Raw genomic sequence first — 21741 nt, forward strand, 5'->3', positions numbered from 1 at the left:
ATCCGGCCACCAGCGTCTTGAGTATCAGGTTGTTTTTTCATGAGAAGAGTGCTTGAATATCGGCACTTACCCACCGGAGGCAAAGGAATGAAGGTTGCTATTCTGGACGATTATCAGGATGTTGTCCTCCCCGCCGGTCTTGCGAATGCCGCGGTCTTGAGCACTGAACCTCATCAATAACTATGGAATGAAAAGGAATCGGAGATGCCAAAAGAGCGGGTAGTATTGATTACCGGATCCAGCCGGGGAATTGGCGCGGCTACAGCGATTCAGCTGGCCTCTCAGGGAGTGAGTGTCTGCGTGAATTATCGTTCTGAGCACGAAGCGGCAGAGCAGATTGTGCATCGGGCGCGTAAATATGGCGTGAACGCCATTGCTATACAGGCGGATGTGTCTCAGGAACAGGAGGTGCTGCGGCTGTTTGCCACACTGGATAATGAACTGGGGCCGATAACCGGACTGGTGAATAACGCCGGTATTTTGATGCAACAGATGCCGGTGTTACACATGACAGCAGAGCGAATCAATGCCGTGATGCACACCAATGTCACCAGTTGCTTTTTATGCTGCCGGGAAGCGATCCGGCGCATGGCTTATTCGCAAGGCGGCCAGGGCGGCTCGATTGTCAATGTCTCTTCGGCGGCTTCCCGCACCGGCGCGCCCTTTGAATATGTCGATTATGCAGCCTCGAAAGGGGCGATGGATACCATGACCCGCGGCCTGTCACTGGAAGTGGCCAGTGAAGGCATTCGTGTCAACGGCGTTCGTCCCGGCTTCATTTATACCGACATGCACGCCTCAGGTGGTGAACCGAATCGGATTGAACGGCTGAAATCAGCGATACCTATGCAGCGCGGCGGCACTGCCGAAGAAGTATCAGAAGCGATCTGCTGGTTATTGTCGGATCAGGCGTCTTATTCGACCGGATCTTTTATCGATCTGGCGGGTGGCCGTTAAACACAGTCAAGATCGGCTTATATCCGTCATCGGCAGGGCTGGCCGCAGCCAGCAGCTATGCCTGACTGCGGTACTTTCGCTCCGGCCGGCCGACGCTGCCGTAAGAGACTTCGGCACTCAGCTCATCGGTACTGACCAGATACTCAAGGTATCGACGGGCAGTGGTTCTGCTGGCCCCAATTTCCTGACCCACCTGCTCGGCGTTGAGATTAATGTTCGGATCGGTGAATACGCTGCGGATTTTATCCAGCGTCAGGCCATCAATACCTTTCGGCAACCGTGAGGCCGTGGCTGGCGGCGTTTGCGGCGCGGGCTGATCAGTGGCAGAGGTGGGCTGCAGCAAACCATCGACATCGCTTTGCACCAGCGAGTGCATGTCAGACAACTTGTCCAGGTGAGCGCTGAAATTGAATAACGCCGACTGCAGTCTTTCAAACACCACAGGTTTTAAAATGTAATCAAATATCCCGCTGCGCATCGCGGTGCGCAGGGTATCGACTTCAGTGGCCGCCGTCACCAGAATCACGTCGGTATGGCAGCTTTCAGCACGCAGTTCCCTGAGCAGTTCCAGCCCGGTTCCGGTCGGGAACTGATTATCCAATAACAGTAACTGAGGCTGGAACACGTCAATCAAATCCCTGGCTTCATCCAGGCCATGGGCTATGCCTACAACCTGAAAGCCCGGTGTTTTTTCGACGAACCGGCGCTGTATTTCCGCATTTTGCGGATCATCTTCTGCAATGACGACAGTAATGGGTGCTGTCATTGTTGTTCCTCTTGTCCATGTTTTGTTGCATTGTCTGAACGACGCAGTGATTTGGGAATGTACACAGTAAAACGACTGCCGGAAGGTTCAGCGGGTTCGACGGTAATGATGCCGCCGAGATGTTCTGTCAGTTGTTTGACTAAATGCAGTCCGATGCCGTGTCCTTCAACGTCCTTGGTGGTGTAACCACGGGTAAAAATTTTATCTTGTTCCCCTTCGGCAATGCCAGGCCCCTGATCATTGACCTCGAAAATCAGCTCTTTACCTAAGTCACTCATGCTGAGCAGTACCATACCGCCCGAGCCATGGTGCCTGAGCGTTGCTTCCAGCGCATTGTCTATTAAGTTACCCAGTATGCTGACTAATTGCTCGCGGGGCAGAGAGGCCGGTATGTCCGACATCTGGCTGTCGTCGTCAATGGCCAGTTCCAGGTTCAGTTCTCTGGCCCTGTTGTATTTACCGAGCAGGCACCCGGCCAGAATGCTGTCTGAGGTTGCTTTCATTATGGTCTGAATAAAACTCTGATGACTGGATGTTTCCTGCCCGATTACCTTCAGCGCCTGTTCAACCGCACCAATCTGAATCAGACCGGCTATGGTGTGCAGCTTATTATTGTACTCATGGGACTGGCTGCGCAGGCTATCGGCATATTGCTGAATACGGGTCAGTTTACGGCTGACCAGATCGACTTCATTTTTCAGCCGGAAGCTGGATACCACCCCTGTGACTTCACCGTCCTGCACCATGGGAAAACGGTTGGCGATCAGGTTGCGGTCATGCAGCCAGATTTCCTGGTCAAAATGGTGCTCGCCGCTTTCCAGTACATCCAGCATTCCGTTGTCGGGTAACACATCATGAATATGACGGCCAATGTATTTTTCGTCAGCCGGCAATTGCAATGTTTTGATGGCGGCATGGTTAAAGGTGGTGATGATACCGTGCTGATTAATGGCCACTATGCCTTCACGCACGGTTTCAAGCGTGGCATTGCGTTCATGAAACAGCCGGCCAATCTGCTCAGGCTCCAAATCAAAAATGGCTTTGCGGAAATGATTGGCAAACCAGAGTGCCATGATCACGCTGAACAGAAAGGCCAGCGTACTGGCAACAATCATGGAAAGCTGATGACGGCTGACAATGGCATCGACTTCGGTCAGCAAATAGCCAACTGAAACTATGCCGATGATCTGAGCACCATCTGTGCTGAAAATAGGGGCTTTGCCACGCATTGACCAGCCGATACTGCCTTGATCCAGTGCGACATACGCCTGGCCGTTAATCAGCGCCTGGCTGTTATCGTCACTGTCGTCATCCGACATAGATTTGCCGATACGCTGCGGGTTGAGGTGGGCAAGCCGAATGCCCTGGCTGTCGCCAATAACAACAAACCTTGCCTGGGCGGCCTGGGCCATTTTCAGGCTCAGTGGCTGCAAAAATGCGGTGTCTCTGTCTGATACGGCGCGAATCACATCGGGTGAGGCTGCAATGGTTTTCGCTACCCGTATCGCCTGCTGGCCAATTTGTTCATGTAACACACTGTCGAGATAGCGAATAGTAAAGTGGCCGAGCGCTCCCGCTTGCAGGATCGCGATAAAACCCAGGATTAAGACCATCCGGGTTTTGAGTCGAAAATGACGCAAAGACAACAACTTAGTCATGTGAGAAGGTGTTCCATCTACCTTTGTAACATCTGTGAAACAGTGTACCGTCAGTGGCACCGAAATGCTGTGAACAATATGAACTTAATGCATTTTACGCCCGATATTCACATTATTTTTACAATCTTTTCATGTTTCTGAACGTGGCATACCTTGACTTAGTAGTTAAGCAATAACAGAACCTGAAGCCGCAGGCAGACAATAAGTTTGAGCCATAGCGGTAAATCAGGTCGGGCGATGGACCCCAATCTAATAACGAGGAAAAGGTATGCTTACTCAGTTAATTACCCGCAAACGTGTCTCCGTACTTGCTGCAATCATGGCTTCTGCATTGAGTGTCAGTGCTCAGGCTAAAGTTGATTCCATTCACTTTCTGGTACCTGGCGGTGCTGGTGGCGGTTGGGACAGCACAGCACGCGGTACCGGTGAAGTATTGAAAAAATCTGATCTGGTTGACACCATTTCTTACGAGAACATGTCTGGTGGCGGCGGCGGTAAAGCCATTGCGTACCTGATTAAAACCGCCGAGCAATCCACAGACACTCTGATGGTTAACTCTACCCCTATTGTGATTCGCTCACTGTCTAAAGTTTTCCCTCAGTCATTCCGTGATCTGACCCCGGTAGCCGCCACTGTGGGTGACTACGCTGCATTTGTGGTGCCGGCTAAATCTAAATACACCAGCTTCACTGACATAGTGAACGATTACAAAAAAGATCCCAGCAGTATCACAGTGGCGGGCGGCTCTGCACGCGGCAGCATGGATCACCTCGTTGCCGCACTGGCGTTCAAAGCCGGTGGTGGTGAGCCGCGCCGTCTGAAGTACCTCGCGTATGATGCTGGTGGTAAAGCCATGGCCGGTTTGCTGTCTGGCGAAACCACACTGCTTTCAACGGGCCTGAGTGAAGCCCTGACGCTGGCAGATGCCGGTGAAATCCGCATCCTGGCGATGACAGGTGATCAACGTTCTCCTTCAGCGCCGGAAGTACCGACTCTGCAGGAGCTTGGCTATAACGCAACCTTCGTGAACTGGCGTGGATTCTTTGCCGCACCGGGTCTCAGCGATGAAAAAGCGGATGAGTTTGCTGAGGTACTGGGCGAGATGTACAACACAGAGCAGTGGAAAACCGTGCGTGACCGTTACGGCTGGACTGAAATCTACAAGCCTCGTAAAGAGTTCGTTGCCTTCCTGTCACAGCAGGAAAAAGAAATCGGCGATCTGATGCGTGAACTGGGCTTCCTGAAGTAATCCTGTCTGCATGACATGTTGCGCACCGCCTGACTGGGTGGTGCGCGTAGTAACAAACCGGCCTGAGTCTGGGGCCGGGTCAAACCGATAGTGGTGAGGATGACCATGACTATAACGAAAGATCATATCGGTGGACTGGTGTTTCTGTGCTTTTCCATCGTTTACGGTTACTACGGCAGCGGAATTGATATGTTCCCCGGCGATGAATATCAGCCTTTCAATGCGAAATCTTTGCCACTGACTCTGGCAGGGCTTGGCATTGTGCTGGCGTTATGCCAACTGGTAACGGCTAGCCGCAGTCAGGATGACAAACTGGATTTACGGGGACTGGATTTTGTTCTGATCACCAAACTGCTGTTGCTGATGCTGATTTTTGCCGCTTCCCTTGAATGGATTGGTTTCATGTTGTCGACAGTGATCTTTCTGATGGGAGGCTACTGGTTGCTGGGTGAGCGTCGTCCTAAGGTTCTGCTGGTGGCGTCTGTGCCATTTGCCGTGTGCTTCTGGTTCTTGCTGACGCAGTTGCTTGACATCTATCTGGCCCCTGGCCGACTGATAACGAGTATTCTCGGGGGTTAATTATGTTCGATGGAATGATGACTGGATTGTCGACGGCAATTATGCCCTTCAATCTGATGATGGTGGTGGTTGGCTGCTTTGCCGGGACATTCATTGGTATGTTACCGGGTCTTGGCCCGATTTCTGCCATCGCACTGATGATCCCTATTACTTATGGTCTTGATCCTTCTTCAGGCATTATCCTGATGGCCGGTGTGTACTACGGTGCTGTCTTTGGTGGTTCAACCTCATCAATACTGATTAATGCGCCGGGCTGTTCAAGCACAGTGGTTACAGCCTTTGACGGTTTCCCGCTGGCGCAGAAAAATCAGGCGGGTAAAGCCCTGGCACTGGCCGCGTATTCCTCTTTCACTGGCGGAACAATTGGTGCCATCATTTTGCTCTTTGCAGCGCCTGCTCTGGCCAAAGTCTCACTGAGTTTCCAGTCCAGCGACTATTTTGCGCTGATGATTCTGGGCCTGACGGCGGTGGCCGCTTTCTCCGGCAAAGGCCAGGTGCTCAAAGCCCTGATGATGACAGTCTTCGGCCTGATGATCTCGACCGTCGGCAACGATGTCATGACAGGCGTGCCGCGATTTACCTTCGATAATGTCGATTTGATTGACGGTATCAGCTTCCTGCTGCTGGCTATGGCGACTTTCGCGCTGACCGAAGTGGTGATGACGGTTCTGCGGGGTGAGCACCGGCATGAAGATGCGCAGATGGACATGAACAATCTGGGCAGCATGAAACTCAGCAAGGAAGAAGTGAAGCATGTGGCACCAACGGTAGCGCGTTCTTCAGTCTTTGGTTTCCTGGTTGGTGTATTGCCAGGCGCCGGGGCCACCATTGCCTCTTTCCTGAGCTACGGCATGGAGCGTAATCTGGCGCCGAAAGAAGAGAAAGAAAAATTCGGCAAAGGCGCGTTACGGGGTCTGGCTGCTCCTGAGTCAGCGAACAACGCAGCATCTACCGGCTCTTTCGTCCCTTTGCTGACACTGGGTATTCCCGGTTCGGGCACAACCGCTATTATGCTGGGTGCACTGATTGCGTATGGTATTCAGCCAGGTCCGCGCCTGTTCATTGATAATCCGGATGTCTTCTGGTCGGTGATCATCTCAATGTACTTCGGTAACCTGGTGCTGCTGATTCTGAACCTGCCGCTGATCCCGTACATCTCCAGGCTGCTGGTGATCCCGCGTCCGATCCTGATTCCGTTGATTCTGTTCTTCTCCATCACAGGGGTATATCTGGTGAGCTTCAATGCCTTTGATATCCAGATGATGGTATTGATCACAGTGATTGCGACCTTCCTGAAATTGCTCAACTTCCCCATGGCACCTATGCTGCTGGGCTTCATCCTGGGCGACATACTGGAGAAAAACCTCAGCCGCTCGCTGACGCTGTCTGATGGTTCTTTCGCTTTCCTGGTAGAACGTCCAATGACATTAACCATTATGGTGCTGGCAGTGCTGGCGTTGTTGATGCCACTGTTCAGCACCTGGCGTGATAAGCGCAAAGCCGTTGCAAAAGGGCAGACGCAGCAGGTGTAAGCTGAAGCCGGACAGATGACCGGATAAATAGAGTGAAGAAAAAGCCGCACGTTCTTGGAACCGTGCGGCTTTGCTTTTTCTGGTCTCTGGAGTCAGAATTCAGGCCAGCAGCAAAGAGTGACGATCAGAAACTGAATGCGACTTTGGCTTCAACCGAGCGCTCGGTGCCCAACCAGCAGTTGTTCTGATCGAAACAGGTGTAGTATTCCTTGTCGAACAGGTTTGAGGCACTGACGGTGGCGCTCACGTTGTTCAGGCTGGCGCTTAACTCGCCAAAATCATAGCGGGCAGACAGATCAAACAAGGTGTAGTCAGGGACTTTGGCGGTGTTTTGCGCATCGATTTCAGACTCGCCGACATAACGCACACCAGCACCCAGTACAGTACCGCTTAACAGGCCGTTGTAGATGTAATAGTTAGCCCACAGTGATGCCATTTGCTCGGGGATCCACACCGGGGTTTTTCCTTCGATGCCGGTATTGTCCTGTGTTACTTCCGCATCGGTATAGGTGTAGTTCAGCGTAATATCCAGATTGTCAGTCAGCAGCCAGAAGCTTTCAAACTCCAGCCCACGGGTGCGGACTTCGCCCGTTTGGATCTTGTCATAGGCACTGCCATTGGGGTCACGGGTCACTACATTTTGTTTGGTCAGCTGGTAGGCCGCCAGACTGGCGGACTGGGTTCTATCGGCAGACTGGTATTTTACCCCGGCTTCCCATTGCTGGCCTTCAGATGGGTCGAACACTTTGCCGAATCTGTCCTGTCCGGCTACTGGCTCAAAGCTTTCCGAATAGCTGATATAGGGGGCAAAACCGTAGGCCAGATTATAGAGCGCGCCGATTCGGCCGGAGAAGCTGTCTTGCTCAATATCGCCGGATATTACACCGTCGGTTTTCTGGTCAAGTTCGTAATGATCATACCGCCCGCCTGCCAGTAAAATAAGCTTATTCCAGCGGATCTGATCCTGCAGATACACACCCAGCTGAGAGGTATTGATATTGTGCTTGGCTCTGTAGTTAAAGCCAGGATTGTTGGGGTCAATCTGATCGTTGTCCGGGTTGAACATATCAATGCTCGGTACGCTGAAATCCAGGGTGTCCTGATACACCACAGAAGAGTCCATGTACTGGTAGTCCAGGCCAATCAGGACATTATGCTCGGCAGCCCCCCAATGGAGTTTACCTGTGAGCTGGTTGTCCATGGTCATGAATCCTAACTCCTCATCGGTCTGATAGGCATTACGGCTGAGTGTCCGGTTATCTGCGGCTAAGGCACCATTGTAGGTGTTTGTCTGATGCAGGCTGGCGTCGCTGTATCTCAGGTTATGCAGTAACGTCCAGTCGTCATTAAAATCATGCAGCACTTTGTAGCCGAGCATCAGTACTTCACGTTCGAAATCATTCCAGTTTTTATCGCCCGTGAAAGTGTCAGGAGATAACTTGCCTTCCGGGTTAGGCAGCACAGAACCCTTTGCCGGCACTGTGGTGTAAATGCCTGCGCTCGGGTCGTTCTGATAATACAGGTTGAGGTTGATCAGGGTGTCATCAGAAGCCTGCCAGTCAATGGAAGGGGCTATCATATAGCGCTCATCTTCGGCAGTATTTGCCTGACTGTCCCTTTGCCGCGCCAGAGCGATGAGGCGATAGCTGACATCGCTGTTCTCCAACTGGCCCGTGGTATCAATATTGGCTTGCATCAGGTTGTTGGTACCTGTGCTGATTTCGATATCCGTTTGCCGGGTTTTCTGCGGTGTTTTTGCGATCAGGTTAACCATGCCACCCGGCGGGATATTGCCGTACAGCACAGAGGTCGGGCCTTTAAATACTTCCACTTGCTCCACGGCAAAGGCATCCACCTGGCCTTGCAGGTTCCAGCCACTGAGGTAGGGCAGTTGCAGACCGTCGTAGAAATTCTGATAGTTGATGAAGCCCCGGATATTGAACAGATCCAGTCGGGTGACCGCCCCGCCGCGCAGTTCGGTATTGACCCCAGACACATAGCGTAAGGCTTCGCTCACCGAGCTGGCACCGCGCAGATCGAGCGTCTCGCGGTCGATAACCGAGATAGCCTGCGGGGTTTCTTCGGCGGTCAGTGCGGTTTTGGTGGCGGTGTTGCGATAGGTCTCACCTAACACCGTGATGGTGTCATCTACGTGGGTTGTCTGGGTGTCTGTCTGGGCGACAGCCGATACGCTGAAGGATGAGGCAATGGAAATAGCCAGCCAGGAAGGAGCGAAAGTGCGATACATCAAAATAAACCTCTGCTGCAATATGTGAATGCTAATTGTTATCAATTGCATTCTAAGGAAATTGCGGCAGGAAAATTAACAATTTGGTGCATCTTGAGATTTGTGGTCGTGATTTTTCAGGCAGGCTCAACCGGCATCCAGTACTCCATGCGGTGAGCTGGGTTGGCGACATCAAATTGCGGCGGATAAATCTCCAGCTCATAGCCATCTATGCCTTTGAAACTGGACTCAGGCAACCAGGCGGCGATAAACCAATGGAGCACTTTATCCAGCTGATGGATAGGCCCGGAGTAGGGAATCACGGCGTAAAGCTGCTCGGGGACATTCAGGCATTGAGTCTCAGCCGCGGTATGTAGCCCCGCACCAGACGCCTGTTCCGATAGTATGCCAGCCCAGTAAATCAATGCGTCACCCGACTGGCTCTGGGTATCAATCACACCTATCTGGCTGATGGTGCCTGTCCCGGTAAATTGCTGATGAAACTGGTGCCAGATGGCGGGCACTGTCTTCGGGTAATCGGGGTTATCGGCGAACAGGCCATGAATTTTGCCGCTCACGCCGCAGAGCTGAAAGGCTGGGCGGCGCTCAAGACGGATTTGTAACAGACGCTGTGAGATCTCAGGGGCTAAAGTTACCGGCCTGGTCGATTGCAAAGGGGTTCTGAGGCCTGTCAGCAGCCCGCGTTTTTTATAGCTGCCGGGCGCGCAGCCGAACATTTGCCGGAAAGCGCGGATAAAACTGATTTCGGAGTTAAAGCCACAGGAGAGCGCGATGTCGAGAATTCTGTCATTGCCCGATAACAGTTGTTCCGCAGCCCGGCTGAGTTTCAGCTCGCGCACATACTGCGCCAGTGTCAGCCCGGTTTCGCTGTTAAACACCCGCTGAAGCTGCCAGCGCGACCAGCAACTTTGCTCCGCCAGTTCCACCACACTCAACGGCTGATCCAAATGGGTGTGGATGTAATCCAGTACCCGTTGAATACGCGTGAAATGATGCGGCTTGGGTGTATGACTTGGGCTGGCTGGTGTGTTCATTACGACGGTTCAGTGTCTTTGTCATTCCATAATGGTCACAGATAGTAACACTGAAGCACTATGCCCGGTAGTTGAGCAGATCGTCTTTACTGCCCGAATAGGGCGCAGCATCACAGTGCTGACCGTCAGGGTATCAGTGCCGATGAGAATTGACCTTTGACATTCTATTGGCAACAGCCGAAGGTGTACGAAGTAGAATGAATTCATCAATATATCCGTTCCGCCTGAGCTTGTATCAGGTGACTTTGGATAGACAGAGTGACATTGCAGGTAACAGGTGACACGGATAAATGACAGCTAACAGCCCCGACAATAACACGCACAACGCTACTCGCTCACATGAGCTGCCTTTATTTCTGACAGGGCCGGTTTTGCGCCGCTGTAATGCCAGGGTCATTACGCTGTGGATGGTGACATCCGCCCCGCTGGAAGGCGAGTTTCTGCTTTTTCAGGGCAAAGAAGCATCGCCTTTCTTTCAGGCAGACTTTACCCGCGAACAGCAGATCCGGATAGGGCAGTCGGCCTGGGTGGTAATGGCACAATTCTCGGGCGATTTTCCGCTGGATACCGAGCTGGCCTACGACATAGACACCCAAAAGGGAGCGTTGACTGCTCTGTTGCCTGAGCTGCTTTATCCGGGCGAGGAGCGGCTGACGCTGACTATTAAATCCCGTGCTGACTATATTCAGCATGGCTCTTGTCGTAATCCGCATTTTCCCGGTAAAGACAGCCTGGTAGCGGCAGATGAGAAAGTGGCAACACTGCCGCTGGGTGAACGTCCGGCATTACTGATGATGAGTGGCGATCAGATCTATGCCGATCATGTTGCCGGGCCGACGTTAGATGCGATCAGTCAGGTGATCGACCTGCTCGGATTACCCGATGAAACCTTCACCGATGCCCCTTATGCTTCGTTATCGGCGTTACGCGCCAGTCATCACCAGCTCTATGGCCGGGATCAGGTTCTGCCTGTGTACGAGCCGACTGGCAACTGGCTGTCAGACACCCGTATGCTGCGCTGGCTGCCGGCCAAACAACGCCCGGTCTTCACGGCCAATGAGTGTGAAAACCACCTGATTGGCCTGAGTGAATTTCTGGCGATGTACCTGCTGGTCTGGTCGCCGAATGTCTGGCAGCTGGTGGAGACTGACCGCCTTGAGAAACAGGGGTTTCAGTGTGGTGAACAAGTGCTGGCGGACAAATGGCAGCAGTTGTGGCAACAGGAAAAAACGGAAATTGAGGAATTCATCAGCGGGCTGGTTAAGGTGCAGCGCCTGGTCGCACATATTCCCACTTATATGATTTTTGACGATCACGATGTTACTGACGACTGGAACCTGACTGTCGGCTGGGAACAGGCGGCATACCAGCATGCCTTTTCAAAGCGCATTATCGGCAACAGCCTGTTCGGATACTGGCTCTGCCAGGGCTGGGGCAATGACCCTGAACAGTTTGACGACACTTTTATGGCGATGGCCCGCACCTATTTCTCAGCGCCGGATACTGCCTCTCATGATGCCATGATAGATCACCTGTATGATTTCGAGCACTGGCACTATCAGGTAGAGACAAAACCCAAGATGCTGGTGCTGGATACCCGAACCCGGCGCTGGCATTCAGAATCGAAAATGAATAAACCGTCCGGTCTGATGGACTGGGAAGCCCTGACAGAGATGCAACAGGCGCTGATTCATGAACCAGCGGTGATCATAGTGTCACCCGCGCCCATCTTCGGCGTGAAGTTCATAGAAACCTTGCAGCGCATCATGACATTACTCGGTAAACCTCTGGTGGTGGATGCAGAGAACTGGATGGCCCATCCAGGGGCCGCCAATACTTTGCTGAGCATATTTACCCATACCAAAACACCGACCCATTTCGTGATCATTTCCGGCGATGTACATTACTCGTTTGCCTACGATATTCAGCTGCGTTTTCGCCGCAACAGTCCGAACATTTATCAGATCACCGCCAGCGGGATTAAAAATACCTTCCCGGAAAAGTTGTTACGGTTTTGTGAACGAATGGACAGGCTGTTGTACAGTCCGCATTCCCCGCTCAACTGGTTTACCAAACGTAAACGCATGAAGATTTACAAGCGGGATCCGGACACCCCGGGACATGGTCGCTTAGTCAACAGCAGCTGTATTGGCGAGTTGTGGCTGAAGGATGACGGCCAGCCTGAGCGCATCGCGATTCTGACCGCTGAAGGGCAGTCCATCGGGTTTCCTCCGACCCGGCAGGAACAGAAACGGCATTCAGGCGCGGGTGAAAAAGCAACAGCAAGACCTGACAATAATGAGTCATAGTCGGGTGCTTCACATATTTTTAACACAGAGACGCCGCGTTGTTGACTCAGGTCAAACGTCCGTTTAATTCTATGGTTCAAATGAGAAGACAGGCAGGGAGCTTGTCTTTATAAAACGTTGTGTAGAACTCAACACAAGGAAAACACCATGTTGAACCTTGCCGCTGCCTTACAGCGTAATGCTGTGTCCAAGCCTGACAAAGTCGCTATTATTTTTGGTGACACTCAGATCACTTATGCTCAGTTCAATGCCATTGCCAGCCAGATCGCCAATGGCTTGAAGGCCAAGGGCATACAGCCTGGTGATCGGGTTGCACTGAGCTGTCCCAATCTGCCGTTCTTCCCGCTGGTGTATTACGGCATTCAAAAAGCAGGCGCAGTCACTGTGCCGCTCAACGTACTGTTACGTGAGCGCGAAATTACATTCCATCTGGAAGATTCAGCGGCGAAGTTCTACTTCTGTTTTGAAGGCGTGGAAGGACTGCCAATGGCGCAGGCCGGTGTGGCAGCCTTTAATCAGGTCGATAGCTGCGAGCACATGGTAGTGATGACGGCCGATCAGTCTGCAATGGATTACCAGGGGCTGCCGACTCTGACATCCTTCATGAAAGATCAGTCACCTGTGTGTGATTATACGCCCCGTGAAGCGGATGATACGGCGGTGGTTCTTTATACCTCAGGTACCACGGGTAAACCCAAAGGGGCGGAGCTGACGCACAGCAATCAGTACATTAACGCTCTGGTGGCGCAGAATCTGATGGAAATGCGCGGCGACGACGTACACTTGCTGACTCTGCCGCTATTCCATACTTTCGGCCAGACAGTCAATATGAATGCCCCCGTCAGCCTGGGTTGTACCATGGTGATGGTGCCCCGTTTTGACCCAGCGCTGGTGAAAGAGCTGATTGAAAAACACAAAGTCACCCTATTTGCCGGCGTACCGACTATGTATATCGGAATGAACCTGTGCAAAGCAGACAACGATGTGTCTTCGCTGCGTATCGGTGTGAGTGGCGGTGCGTCGTTGCCGGTAGAAGTGCTGCGTAACTTTGAAGAGAAATTCAACGTCCCGATTCTTGAAGGTTACGGTCTGTCGGAAACCAGCCCTATCGCCAGTTTCAACCATCTGGACATGCCCCGGATTCCGGGTTCAGTCGGACAACCGATTCAGGGCGTTGAGGTGCGTGTGGTTGATGACAATGGCCAGCCACTGCCGCAGGGTGAACCGGGCGAAATCATCATACGTGGTCATAACATCATGAAAGGCTATCTCAACCGGGCGGAAGAGAATGAGAAAGCCCTGCGCAATGGCTGGTTCTACACGGGCGATGTCGGGCGTTTTGATGAAAAGGGCAATTTGTTCATTGTCGACCGGGTCAAGGATCTGATTATCCGGGGTGGCTTTAACGTGTATCCGCGTGAAATTGAAGAAGTGTTCATGACGCACTCTGACGTGGCTATGGTAGCCGTCGTCGGTGTGCCCTGTGATCAGTATGGCGAAGAAGTGAAAGCCTTTGTGGTACTGAAAGAAGGCGCGCAGGTCACCGAAGAAGCGTTGAAAGCCTGGGGTAAAGAACAGCTTGCCGCTTATAAATACCCGCGCATGGTCGAGGTTCGTCAGGCACTGCCAATGAATGCGACCGGGAAAATCCTCAAGAAAGATCTGAGGGCCGAAGTGCGGCAGGCCGCAAAAACTGCTTAATCCTCATCAATATCAAGCACCGGGTAATCAGCCCGGTGTTTGCATTTTCCCTGTTGGTCATAATCTCCTGTTTTCCCTTGTTACAGCTACACTTATCCAGAATATCCTTAACCCTAAGCCAGTTGTTTATTCATTAACGACAAACGGAGGCCCTATGAATACGACTCACGGATTATTGTTTGAGGTGGACAGAGATGGCGATAACTTTTTTATGGAACTGAAAGCTGTCGGTAAGCTCACTCATCAGGATTATGAAAGGATCACCCCACTGATCGACGATGCCCTTGAAGGTGTCGCGAATCCTAAGGTTAATGTCTATTTTGATGGTTCAGAGTTTGAAGGCTGGGAATTGCAGGCGGCATGGGATGATCTCAAACTTGGCCTGAAACACGGTAAAAAGTTTCACCGGATCGCCATTTATGGCAACCAGCGCTGGATGGACATAGTGGCCAAAATTGGCACTTGGTTTATCTCGGGTGAAGTGAAATGTTTCGATACACCGTTTGACGCATTAGCCTGGTTAAGGGAAGAGTGAAAATAAACGATTAGTGTTTGTTGCTGTTTTTGCTGGGATTTCGCTCGTCTGCAAAGCAGGGAGTTGCTATGATGCAGCAGTATTCATGCTCGGGGGAAGTCCCCATTATGGCTGTTTAAACAGGGAGGCAGCTTTGCAGTTTCGAACCTTTTCCTTTTTACCTTTTTCTTCTGTTTTGTTATTTGGGTGTCTTACCAGTGCCGGCTCCATAGCGGCAACTCCGCAACCGACTGCCGCCAAGGCCGTAGCGGATCTGCCATCGGGCCAAGAGGCCGATCAGGAAGCAGACAAAGAAGCCAGCCGTTATTTCTTCGGCTTACGAGGCGGTGTCAGCCTGATGGGGTTAACAGATACAGCAACGATAGCCGGCGTGTCGTCATCCTCTGATGACGCTGATGCCAATGGCTTCTGGGGCGTGGATATTGGCTACTACACACCCGAAGGTCGCAGCCGGCTTTACTACAGTTTTGAACGACATGTAGCGGAAAGTCAGTTTCCGTCATCAGGGCTGAAATATGACAACATTGCCAATCTGAACTTGCTCGGCACAGATTATTTTTTCTTGTATAACAAAGACTTTTCACCGTATGTCGGCCTGCACTTCGGTTATGCCAGTGTCAGCTCCGATTCCAGTTATCATGGCGACTATAAAACCAGTGGTTTTGTGATTGGTATGCAAACCGGCCTGGCATGGCGCGTCTCAACTGACATGACAGTCGAAGCCGGTTTCAGACACACAGTGTTGCCAAGCAAGCTGAAAAACTGGCAAGGGCAGGACGATCAGGGCAATACAGTGAACTTTGAATCTCAGCAGAGCGGTGTCAGCTCTTTGTTTCTGGCGGCGAACTACCGCTACTGAAAGTTGTTTGTACACAGCTGGCCATCTGCATGATGATGCCGGCGGCTTTGGGTTTACACCTTTGGCTGTGCGCGTATAATGCCCAGCTCCGAAAACGACAATCATTTCTGTAAGGACGTCAGCGTGAAGCTATTTGTCAGAGATCTCACCGTTATTGATGCCTCCTATCTGTGCCCGGCCAGAGGTATGGTGGGAGAAAGCTGGATTCTGGATGTGGTGATGTCTGGCGAGCTGAATGAAATGAGCATGGTGCTGGATTTCAGCCGCGTTAAAAAGCAGATTAAACAACTGGTGGATCAGTATGTCGATCACCGCCTGCTGGTGCCGACAGCACATGCTTCAGTCAGGATGGCCGCGACTCAGCCGGGCTATGCGACCCTGGATTTGCTTCGTGGCGATAAAAGTATCCATTTGCATTGTCCGGAAGAGGCTTATTGCCTGGTGGATGCTGACGTCATCACCATAGAGACAGTCACCCGGCATTTGCATCAGGTGTTGTCTGGTAAGCTGCCGGACAATGTCCAGGGTCTTGAGCTGGTATTACGCCCAGAGAAGATTGATGGCGCGTTTTATCATTACAGCCACGGCCTGAAAAAGCATGACGGCAACTGTCAGCGCATAGCACATGGCCATCGTTCACCGATTGAGCTGTATGTCGATGGCCAGCGTGATCCTAAGCTGGAAGCCGACTGGGCAAAGCGCTGGACGGATATCTATCTGGGCACAGAAGAAGATCAGGTGAGCATTTCTGAGCTGAATCTGAGCGAGCATGCCGCTGGTGCTGGTGATGACACTCATTACGCTTTCCGTTATACCGCGCCGCAGGGGCTGTTTGAGCTTGCGATCGCCAAAAGTGAGACGGAAATGATTGGCACAGATACCACCATAGAGCTGCTGGCACACTATATCGCTGCTGCTGTGAAACCTGCCATTGGTGAGCATCAGACGCTGGACGTCGTCGCTTATGAAGGCGTTGGTAAAGGCGCAATGGCGAGCCTGTAATCGTACCGGATAACCGGTTATTTTCCTCAAAGCATGCCTTAAACAGCAGTGCACCCGCGCTGCTGGGAAATCCTTTAAATCAGAATCATACCGTCATTCCCGCGCAGGCGGGAATCCATGCAGCGAGCGCAATTTTTGAAGTTTAGCTTGTATGTCGCGCTTGAGTTTGGAGGTTCATTTGGCATCGTCTAATGCGCGCCAGGTACTCTTTGTAGGGGCAAAGAGTACCCAGAAAACCCCTTTTTGTTCTTTGGTGTGGTCCGGGGCGGTTGTAGGCGCTCCCGGCGCCGACAACCTAAAAAATTCGTCCTGAATTTTTTCCCTGGGGGAGAGGCAAGCATCAAACTTCTCATTTCTGCTTTAAAAGTATAGCCAGAAAACCAGTTAAATTATTTATGATTCAATATATTACCGTCATTCCCGCGTAGGCGGGAATCCATGTGGCGAGCGCAATTTTTGAAGTTTAGCTTGTATGTCGCGCTTGAGTTTGGAGGTTCATTTGGCATCGTCTAATGCGCGCCAGGTACTCTTTGTGGGGGCAAAGCGTACCCAGAAAACCCCTTTTTGTTCTTTGGTGTGGTCCGGGGCGGTTGTAGGCGCTCCCGGCGCCGACAACCTGAAAATTCGTCCTGAATTTTTCCCTGGGGGAGTGGCAAGCATCAAATTTCTTATTTCTGCTTTAAAAGTATAGCCAGAAACCCAGTTAAATTATTTATGATTCAATATATTACCGTCATTCCCGCGCAGGCGGGAATCCATGTGGCGAGCGCAATTTTTGAGGTTTAGCTTGTATGTCGCGCTTGAGTCTGGTGGTTCATTTGGCATCGTCTAATGCGCGTCAGGTACTCTTTGTTGGTGCAAAGAGTACCCAGAAAACCCCTTTTTGTTCTTTGGTGTGGTCCGGGGCGGTTGTAGGCGCTCCCGGCGCCGACAACCTAAAAATTCGTCCTGAATTTTTCCCTGGGGGAGAGGCAAGCATCAAACTTCTCATTTCTGCTTTAAAAGTACAGTCAGAAACCCAGTTAAATTATTTATGATTCAATGTGTTACCGTCATTCCCGCGCAGGCGGGAATCCATGTGGCGAGCGCAATTTTTGAAGTTTAGCTTGTATGTCGCGCTTGAATCTGGAGGTTCATTTGGCATCGTCTAATGCGCGCCAGGTACTCTTTGTGGGGGCAAAGAGTACCCAGAAACCCCTTTTTGTTCTTTGGTGTGGTCCGGGGCGGTTGTAGGCGCTCCCGGCGCCGACAACCTAAAAATTCGTCCTGAATTTTTCCCTGGGGGAGAGGCAAGCATCAAACTTCTCATTTTTGCTTTAAAAGTACAGTCAAAAACCCAGTTAAATTATTTATGATTCAATATTTTACCGTCATTCCCGCGCAGGCGGGAATCCATGTGGCGAGCGCAATATTTGAAGTTTAGCTTGTATGTCGCGCTTGAGTTTAGAGGTTCATTTGGCATCGTCTAATGCGCGCCAGGTACTCTTTGTGGGGGCAAAGAGTACCCAGAAAGCCCTTTTTGTTCTTTGGTGTGGTCCGGCGCCGACAACCTGAAAATTCGTCCTGAATTTTTCCCTGGGCTTGTGGCACTAATTACATTCTCAGCCCGCTTCACTTTTTCGTTGAATTTCAGTTACTTTATCGCAAATGTAGTCGGCAATCGGCATCGCGGAGGTTGCTGCCGGTGACGGCGCGTTACAAACGTGCAGGCTGCGCGGGCTGTCTGCAAACAGAAAGTCATGAACTAACGTGCCGTCTTTCAGTACGGCCTGAGCACGAATACCTGCCGGGTAGGGTTCCAGATCGCTCAGCGTCAGGGCCGGACAGTATTTACGTACCCGCTCAAGATATCCGGCTTTCCACCAGGCATCTTTGAATTCCCGCAATCCGGTTTTCAGGTGCTTACCGGTGACATGCCAGAAACCGGGGAAAGCCAGCATGTCCAGACTGTCACGCAGGCTGAAATTAAATCGCCCGTAACCCTCGCGTTTAAATCCCTGTACCGCATTTGGGCCAACCGTCACCGAGCCATCTATCATGCGTGTCAGGTGAACACCTAAAAAGGGCAGTGAAGGGTCTGGGATCGGATAGATAAGATGACGGACGATCTGATGATGTCTGGCTGCCAGGCGGTAATATTCTCCGCGGTAGGGGATGATCTGAAAATCTGTCTCCAGCCCCATCATTCTGGTCAGGCGGTCGGCCATTAGTCCGCCGCAGCACACCAGAAAACGGCCTCTGACAGCAAAAGAACCGGCACTCGCTGCGTGGCTGTGGCGGCAGGTCAGTTCGATGTGATCGCTGTGCTCTGTAATGTCCGTCACTTGGGTATCAAGGGCCGTTTCGCCGCCTGAGGCAGTAAAATCACTGGCCATGTGTTCAGTAACCAGACGGTAATCCACTATGCTGGTCGACGGGACAAACAGCGCTCCCAGACCGCAAATGTTCGGCTCTCTTGCCTGCAGTTGCGCCTGATTCAGCGCTTCGACTTCAATACCGTTTTCACGGCAACGTGCCAGCAGATCCTGCATCCGGCACACTTCCGTTTCATTGGTGGCGACCAGCAATTTGCCGCAGTTGTCGACCGGAATAGCATGCTGGCGGCAAAAATCCACAGTACGTTGCACGCCTTCTTTGCAAAACCGTGCTTTCAGGCTGCCGGGCGCATAATACACACCGGCATGGATCACACCGCTGTTGTGGCCGGTCTGATGACACGCGAGCGTGCTTTCTTTTTCAATCAGCAGAATCTTGCTGGCAGGATGCCGGCGTAATAAAGCATTGGCCGTGGCAACGCCCACTATGCCCCCGCCAATCACCAGATAATCGTAATTCTTATTCATCGCGGATCCTTTGCAAATCTAACTTAGGCCAGATCAGGCCGACATCATCCTGATTTATAAGATATTTAAACATCAAGCAGGCAGAGTAGCAAAAGGATAAATTGCATTTATAAGGCCAGTTTTCTTGGTCTCTCAGCTTGCGGTACGCCCGCTCTGGTGGTTTAATAGCCGCCATCACCTCATTTGGAGTTAACGCCTGCATGGATTACTAACCCCTGACATCCTTTGAACTTTTTCTTTTGGATCCGCAGGGTTAGTGGGCGTTAACCGTCTTTGTCTGAGCAGTCACTGACTGTGAATCACCGTATTGTGATCGGCTGTGCTACTCAGATCTGTCTGCAAAAAAGCAATGTCTTCTGACGGTAATGTCTCTCCCTGCGCTTGCGCCGGAGGTCTTTATGACATTATTGCAAGCTCAGTCTCTGACTGTTTTTCTTCCCCACGGGGAGCCGCTGTTTTCTGATGTATCACTCACTTTAGACCGTGAAACCACGGCACTGGTAGGCCGTAACGGCAGTGGCAAATCTGTGCTGGCCGCACTGTTAAGCGGAGCCCGTCAGCCAGATGAAGGCCGGGTGATCAGGCACTCAAACATCGCATACTTACCTCAGCTGACCGTGCAGAACGACTTGTCGGCTCTGGGCACTGTCGCACAAGCACTGGGTGTGGACGGCTGTCTGCAAGCGTTGCAACGTATAGCCGCTGGCAGTTGCGATCCGGCCGATTTCGAGGCGGTAGGCGACCAATGGGATCTGCCTGCTGCTCTGTCCCGCCAGCTGGCAGAGCTGGGATTACCGTCCGATCCCGGACAATCTTGCACCAGCCTGAGCGGCGGTGAGCTGACGAGGTTGCGATTGTGGCTCTGTTTTCGCAGTGATGCTGAACTGCTCATTCTTGATGAGCCGTCAAACCATTTGGATCGGCATGGAAGAGAATGGCTGTCACAGCAAATCACCTGTTTTCAGGGCGGCATATTGCTGGTCAGCCATGATCAATCCTTGCTGAAAAACGCGGATCGCATTGTTGAACTCAGTCACACAGGGTTAGCCTGTTATGGCACAGATTTTGTGCAATACCGGCAACAGAAACATCATGAATCCCAGTTACTGGCAACACGACTGTCGAAAGCAAAACAGCAAATCAGCGCTATCAATCGTCAGCATCAGCGTAGTGAAGAAAAAGCGCAGCGCCGAGCCGCGGCCGGTAAGCAGGACAGGCACACTGGCAGTCAGTCCACCTTGCTGCTCGATTATCAGAAAAATGCCGCAGAAAGCGCGGCATCATCCAGAAAGCATCAGCAACATCAGCAGCTTGAACATGCGCGGCAACAGTTGAAGTTGCTGCAGGAGAAAGTGGATACCGCCAAGCCGCTGAGCTTCAGTACCGACAGTGCGAACAAGCGAAGTGCGCGTTTACTGACGATCACTGAGTTGGGCCTGCACCGGGGACAGTTGCCTGCAATCAGCCGAACCGTCTGGTATGGCGATAAAATTCACCTGCGCGGCAGTAATGGCACAGGTAAGTCGACTTTGCTGAAAACGCTGCTGGGCGATATGCCAGTCAAGTCGGGTGAGATTCACAGGCACGGGCCGCTTTGTTATCTCGATCAGCATTTCTCTTTATTTGATTTGCAGGCCAGCCTGATTGATAACCTGACACGTCTGTGCTCTGCCTATACTGCTGCTGAGTTACGTACTCTGGCAGCGTGCATGGGTTTTCGCCGTGAAAGAGCCGGGCAGCAAATGTCGACCCTGAGCGGCGGTGAACGAATGCGGCTGGCGATGCTGGTGGTGAGTCATCAGCAACAGGAAGGGGTATTGCTGCTGGATGAGCCGGACAATCATCTTGATTTAGACGGAAAATCCATGATGGCACAGGCACTGAGTGAGCATAAGGGCAGCTTCATTCTGGTCAGCCATGATCAGGACTTTGTTGATGCGTGTGGTGTGAGTCAGCACTGGGATCTTTCCAGATAATTCGGCTATGCTATCTGAGGCTTATGGATAAGGAGAACATTATGTCACAAACGCCATCGTCGCCAACCTCATCGCCGCATAGCCTGAGCGGCCATTGTTTGTGCGGCAAAGTCGGGCTGAAATCAACCAGCGGCTCTTTGCATGCAGAGGCGTGTCACTGCGGCATGTGCAGAAAGTGGAGCGGCGGGCCGTATTTATCGGTAGCTGCTGGCACTGAAGTGAGTTTCACCGGTGAAGAAAACATCAGTCGTTTTTCTTCCTCTGACTGGGGGGAAAGAGGGTTCTGCAAACACTGTGGCAGCCATTTGTTTTATTTCCTCAAGCCAACAGGACAGTACATGGTACCGGCAGGTTTGCTTGATCAGGAAAGTCAGCTGGAGATGGATCAACAAATCTTCATCGACAAAAAACCGGCTTACTATGCCTTCAGCAATAACACCGAAAATCTGACCGAAGAAGAAGTCTTCGCCAAATACGCCCCTTAAGCGACAAC

General features: G+C 51.8%; 18 protein-coding genes. 12 read left to right on the forward strand and 6 right to left on the reverse strand.

The window, feature by feature from the left end; genetic code table 11:
• Window positions 1–204: 204 nt before the first annotated feature.
• On the forward strand, window positions 205–957 hold the full coding sequence (locus tag KCG43_RS19985) for an SDR family oxidoreductase (protein WP_192014411.1): 753 nt from the start codon (window positions 205–207) through the stop codon (window positions 955–957).
• Between the two features lie 55 nt (window positions 958–1012).
• Here KCG43_RS19985 and KCG43_RS19990 read toward each other — a convergent pair whose 3' ends face one another.
• Together KCG43_RS19990 and KCG43_RS19995 are read right to left on the reverse strand one after the other, a co-directional pair.
• Window positions 1013–1723 (reverse strand): response regulator, encoded by a 711-nt coding sequence (locus KCG43_RS19990; RefSeq protein ID WP_218387155.1) that lies wholly within the window; start codon window positions 1721–1723, stop codon window positions 1013–1015.
• Entirely contained in the window at window positions 1720–3381 is a 1662-nt protein-coding gene (locus KCG43_RS19995) for a sensor histidine kinase (RefSeq protein WP_225445006.1), read from the reverse strand. The genes KCG43_RS19990 and KCG43_RS19995 overlap by 4 nt, the downstream gene beginning before the upstream one ends.
• A 268-nt stretch (window positions 3382–3649) precedes the next feature.
• On the opposite strand from KCG43_RS19995, the gene KCG43_RS20000 reads away from it, so the two are divergent.
• The 3 genes from KCG43_RS20000 to KCG43_RS20010 all read left to right on the forward strand — a co-directional run bounded on the left by KCG43_RS20000 (window position 3650) and on the right by KCG43_RS20010 (window position 6741).
• A complete protein-coding gene (locus KCG43_RS20000) occupies window positions 3650–4630 on the forward strand; it encodes a tripartite tricarboxylate transporter substrate binding protein (protein ID WP_192014407.1) in 981 nt (326 codons plus the stop codon).
• A 105-nt stretch (window positions 4631–4735) separates the two neighbouring features.
• Complete coding sequence (locus tag KCG43_RS20005) at window positions 4736–5209, forward strand: tripartite tricarboxylate transporter TctB family protein (protein WP_218387157.1); 474 nt, start codon at window positions 4736–4738, stop codon at window positions 5207–5209.
• A 2-nt stretch (window positions 5210–5211) separates the two neighbouring features.
• Window positions 5212–6741 (forward strand): tripartite tricarboxylate transporter permease, encoded by a 1530-nt coding sequence (locus tag KCG43_RS20010; RefSeq protein WP_192014403.1) that lies wholly within the window; start codon window positions 5212–5214, stop codon window positions 6739–6741.
• 124 nt (window positions 6742–6865) lie between these two features.
• Here KCG43_RS20010 and KCG43_RS20015 read toward each other — a convergent pair whose 3' ends face one another.
• Complete coding sequence (locus tag KCG43_RS20015; RefSeq protein WP_218387159.1) at window positions 6866–8989, reverse strand: TonB-dependent siderophore receptor; 2124 nt, start codon at window positions 8987–8989, stop codon at window positions 6866–6868.
• A gap of 116 nt (window positions 8990–9105) precedes the next feature.
• Window positions 9106–10023, reverse strand: a complete 918-nt coding sequence (locus KCG43_RS20020; RefSeq protein ID WP_218387162.1) for an AraC family transcriptional regulator — start codon at window positions 10021–10023, stop codon at window positions 9106–9108.
• 290 nt (window positions 10024–10313) lie between these two features.
• Between KCG43_RS20020 and KCG43_RS20025 the strand changes: the two genes are divergently transcribed.
• The 6 genes from KCG43_RS20025 (at window position 10314) to KCG43_RS20050 (ending at window position 17466) form a co-directional block, all read left to right on the forward strand.
• Window positions 10314–12332: an alkaline phosphatase D family protein gene (locus tag KCG43_RS20025; RefSeq protein WP_218387164.1), complete on the forward strand. Its 2019-nt coding sequence runs from the start codon at window positions 10314–10316 to the stop codon at window positions 12330–12332.
• Between the two features lie 147 nt (window positions 12333–12479).
• Window positions 12480–14033: a long-chain fatty acid--CoA ligase gene (locus KCG43_RS20030; protein ID WP_218387166.1), complete on the forward strand. Its 1554-nt coding sequence runs from the start codon at window positions 12480–12482 to the stop codon at window positions 14031–14033.
• Window positions 14034–14187: 154 nt separating this feature from the next.
• Complete coding sequence (locus tag KCG43_RS20035; protein WP_192014392.1) at window positions 14188–14568, forward strand: STAS/SEC14 domain-containing protein; 381 nt, start codon at window positions 14188–14190, stop codon at window positions 14566–14568.
• 133 nt (window positions 14569–14701) lie between these two features.
• Window positions 14702–15427, forward strand: a complete 726-nt coding sequence (locus KCG43_RS20040; protein ID WP_192014390.1) for an outer membrane beta-barrel protein — start codon at window positions 14702–14704, stop codon at window positions 15425–15427.
• 123 nt (window positions 15428–15550) lie between these two features.
• The gene (locus KCG43_RS20045; RefSeq protein WP_192014388.1) at window positions 15551–16429 is read left to right on the forward strand and encodes a 6-carboxytetrahydropterin synthase; all 879 of its coding nucleotides are present in this window, start codon (window positions 15551–15553) and stop codon (window positions 16427–16429) included.
• A gap of 791 nt (window positions 16430–17220) precedes the next feature.
• Window positions 17221–17466, forward strand: coding sequence for a hypothetical protein (locus KCG43_RS20050; RefSeq protein ID WP_218387168.1), 246 nt, complete (start codon window positions 17221–17223; stop codon window positions 17464–17466).
• 564 nt (window positions 17467–18030) lie between these two features.
• Here the strand turns inward: KCG43_RS20050 and lhgO are convergent.
• Together lhgO and KCG43_RS20060 are read right to left on the reverse strand one after the other, a co-directional pair.
• Window positions 18031–19272, reverse strand: a complete 1242-nt coding sequence (gene lhgO, locus KCG43_RS20055; RefSeq protein WP_218387171.1) for an L-2-hydroxyglutarate oxidase — start codon at window positions 19270–19272, stop codon at window positions 18031–18033.
• Window positions 19265–19474, reverse strand: coding sequence for a hypothetical protein (locus KCG43_RS20060; RefSeq protein ID WP_218387173.1), 210 nt, complete (start codon window positions 19472–19474; stop codon window positions 19265–19267). Before KCG43_RS20060 ends, lhgO begins: the two co-directional genes overlap by 8 nt.
• Window positions 19475–19670: 196 nt before the next feature.
• Between KCG43_RS20060 and KCG43_RS20065 the strand changes: the two genes are divergently transcribed.
• Window positions 19671–21248 (forward strand): ATP-binding cassette domain-containing protein, encoded by a 1578-nt coding sequence (locus KCG43_RS20065; protein ID WP_218387175.1) that lies wholly within the window; start codon window positions 19671–19673, stop codon window positions 21246–21248.
• Window positions 21249–21289: 41 nt separating this feature from the next.
• Window positions 21290–21733 (forward strand): GFA family protein, encoded by a 444-nt coding sequence (locus KCG43_RS20070; protein WP_192014380.1) that lies wholly within the window; start codon window positions 21290–21292, stop codon window positions 21731–21733.
• The last annotated feature ends 8 nt before the right edge of the window (window positions 21734–21741 follow it).

Origin of the sequence: Photobacterium sp. WH24 (assembly GCF_019204055.1) — a bacterium.
Lineage (GTDB): Bacteria > Pseudomonadota > Gammaproteobacteria > Enterobacterales > Vibrionaceae > Photobacterium > Photobacterium arenosum.

Coding starts and splice junctions, on each gene's coding strand:
- KCG43_RS19985 (WP_192014411.1), top strand. CDS start 205: ATGCCAAAAGAGCGGGTAGTATTGATTACCGGATCCAGCCGGGGAATT.
- KCG43_RS19990 (WP_218387155.1), bottom strand. CDS start 1,723: ATGACAGCACCCATTACTGTCGTCATTGCAGAAGATGATCCGCAAAAT.
- KCG43_RS19995 (WP_225445006.1), bottom strand. CDS start 3,381: ATGACTAAGTTGTTGTCTTTGCGTCATTTTCGACTCAAAACCCGGATG.
- KCG43_RS20000 (WP_192014407.1), top strand. CDS start 3,650: ATGCTTACTCAGTTAATTACCCGCAAACGTGTCTCCGTACTTGCTGCA.
- KCG43_RS20005 (WP_218387157.1), top strand. CDS start 4,736: ATGACTATAACGAAAGATCATATCGGTGGACTGGTGTTTCTGTGCTTT.
- KCG43_RS20010 (WP_192014403.1), top strand. CDS start 5,212: ATGTTCGATGGAATGATGACTGGATTGTCGACGGCAATTATGCCCTTC.
- KCG43_RS20015 (WP_218387159.1), bottom strand. CDS start 8,989: ATGTATCGCACTTTCGCTCCTTCCTGGCTGGCTATTTCCATTGCCTCA.
- KCG43_RS20020 (WP_218387162.1), bottom strand. CDS start 10,023: ATGAACACACCAGCCAGCCCAAGTCATACACCCAAGCCGCATCATTTC.
- KCG43_RS20025 (WP_218387164.1), top strand. CDS start 10,314: ATGACAGCTAACAGCCCCGACAATAACACGCACAACGCTACTCGCTCA.
- KCG43_RS20030 (WP_218387166.1), top strand. CDS start 12,480: ATGTTGAACCTTGCCGCTGCCTTACAGCGTAATGCTGTGTCCAAGCCT.
- KCG43_RS20035 (WP_192014392.1), top strand. CDS start 14,188: ATGAATACGACTCACGGATTATTGTTTGAGGTGGACAGAGATGGCGAT.
- KCG43_RS20050 (WP_218387168.1), top strand. CDS start 17,221: ATGTCGCGCTTGAGTCTGGTGGTTCATTTGGCATCGTCTAATGCGCGT.
- lhgO (WP_218387171.1), bottom strand. CDS start 19,272: ATGAATAAGAATTACGATTATCTGGTGATTGGCGGGGGCATAGTGGGC.
- KCG43_RS20060 (WP_218387173.1), bottom strand. CDS start 19,474: ATGCAGGCGTTAACTCCAAATGAGGTGATGGCGGCTATTAAACCACCA.
- KCG43_RS20065 (WP_218387175.1), top strand. CDS start 19,671: ATGACATTATTGCAAGCTCAGTCTCTGACTGTTTTTCTTCCCCACGGG.
- KCG43_RS20070 (WP_192014380.1), top strand. CDS start 21,290: ATGTCACAAACGCCATCGTCGCCAACCTCATCGCCGCATAGCCTGAGC.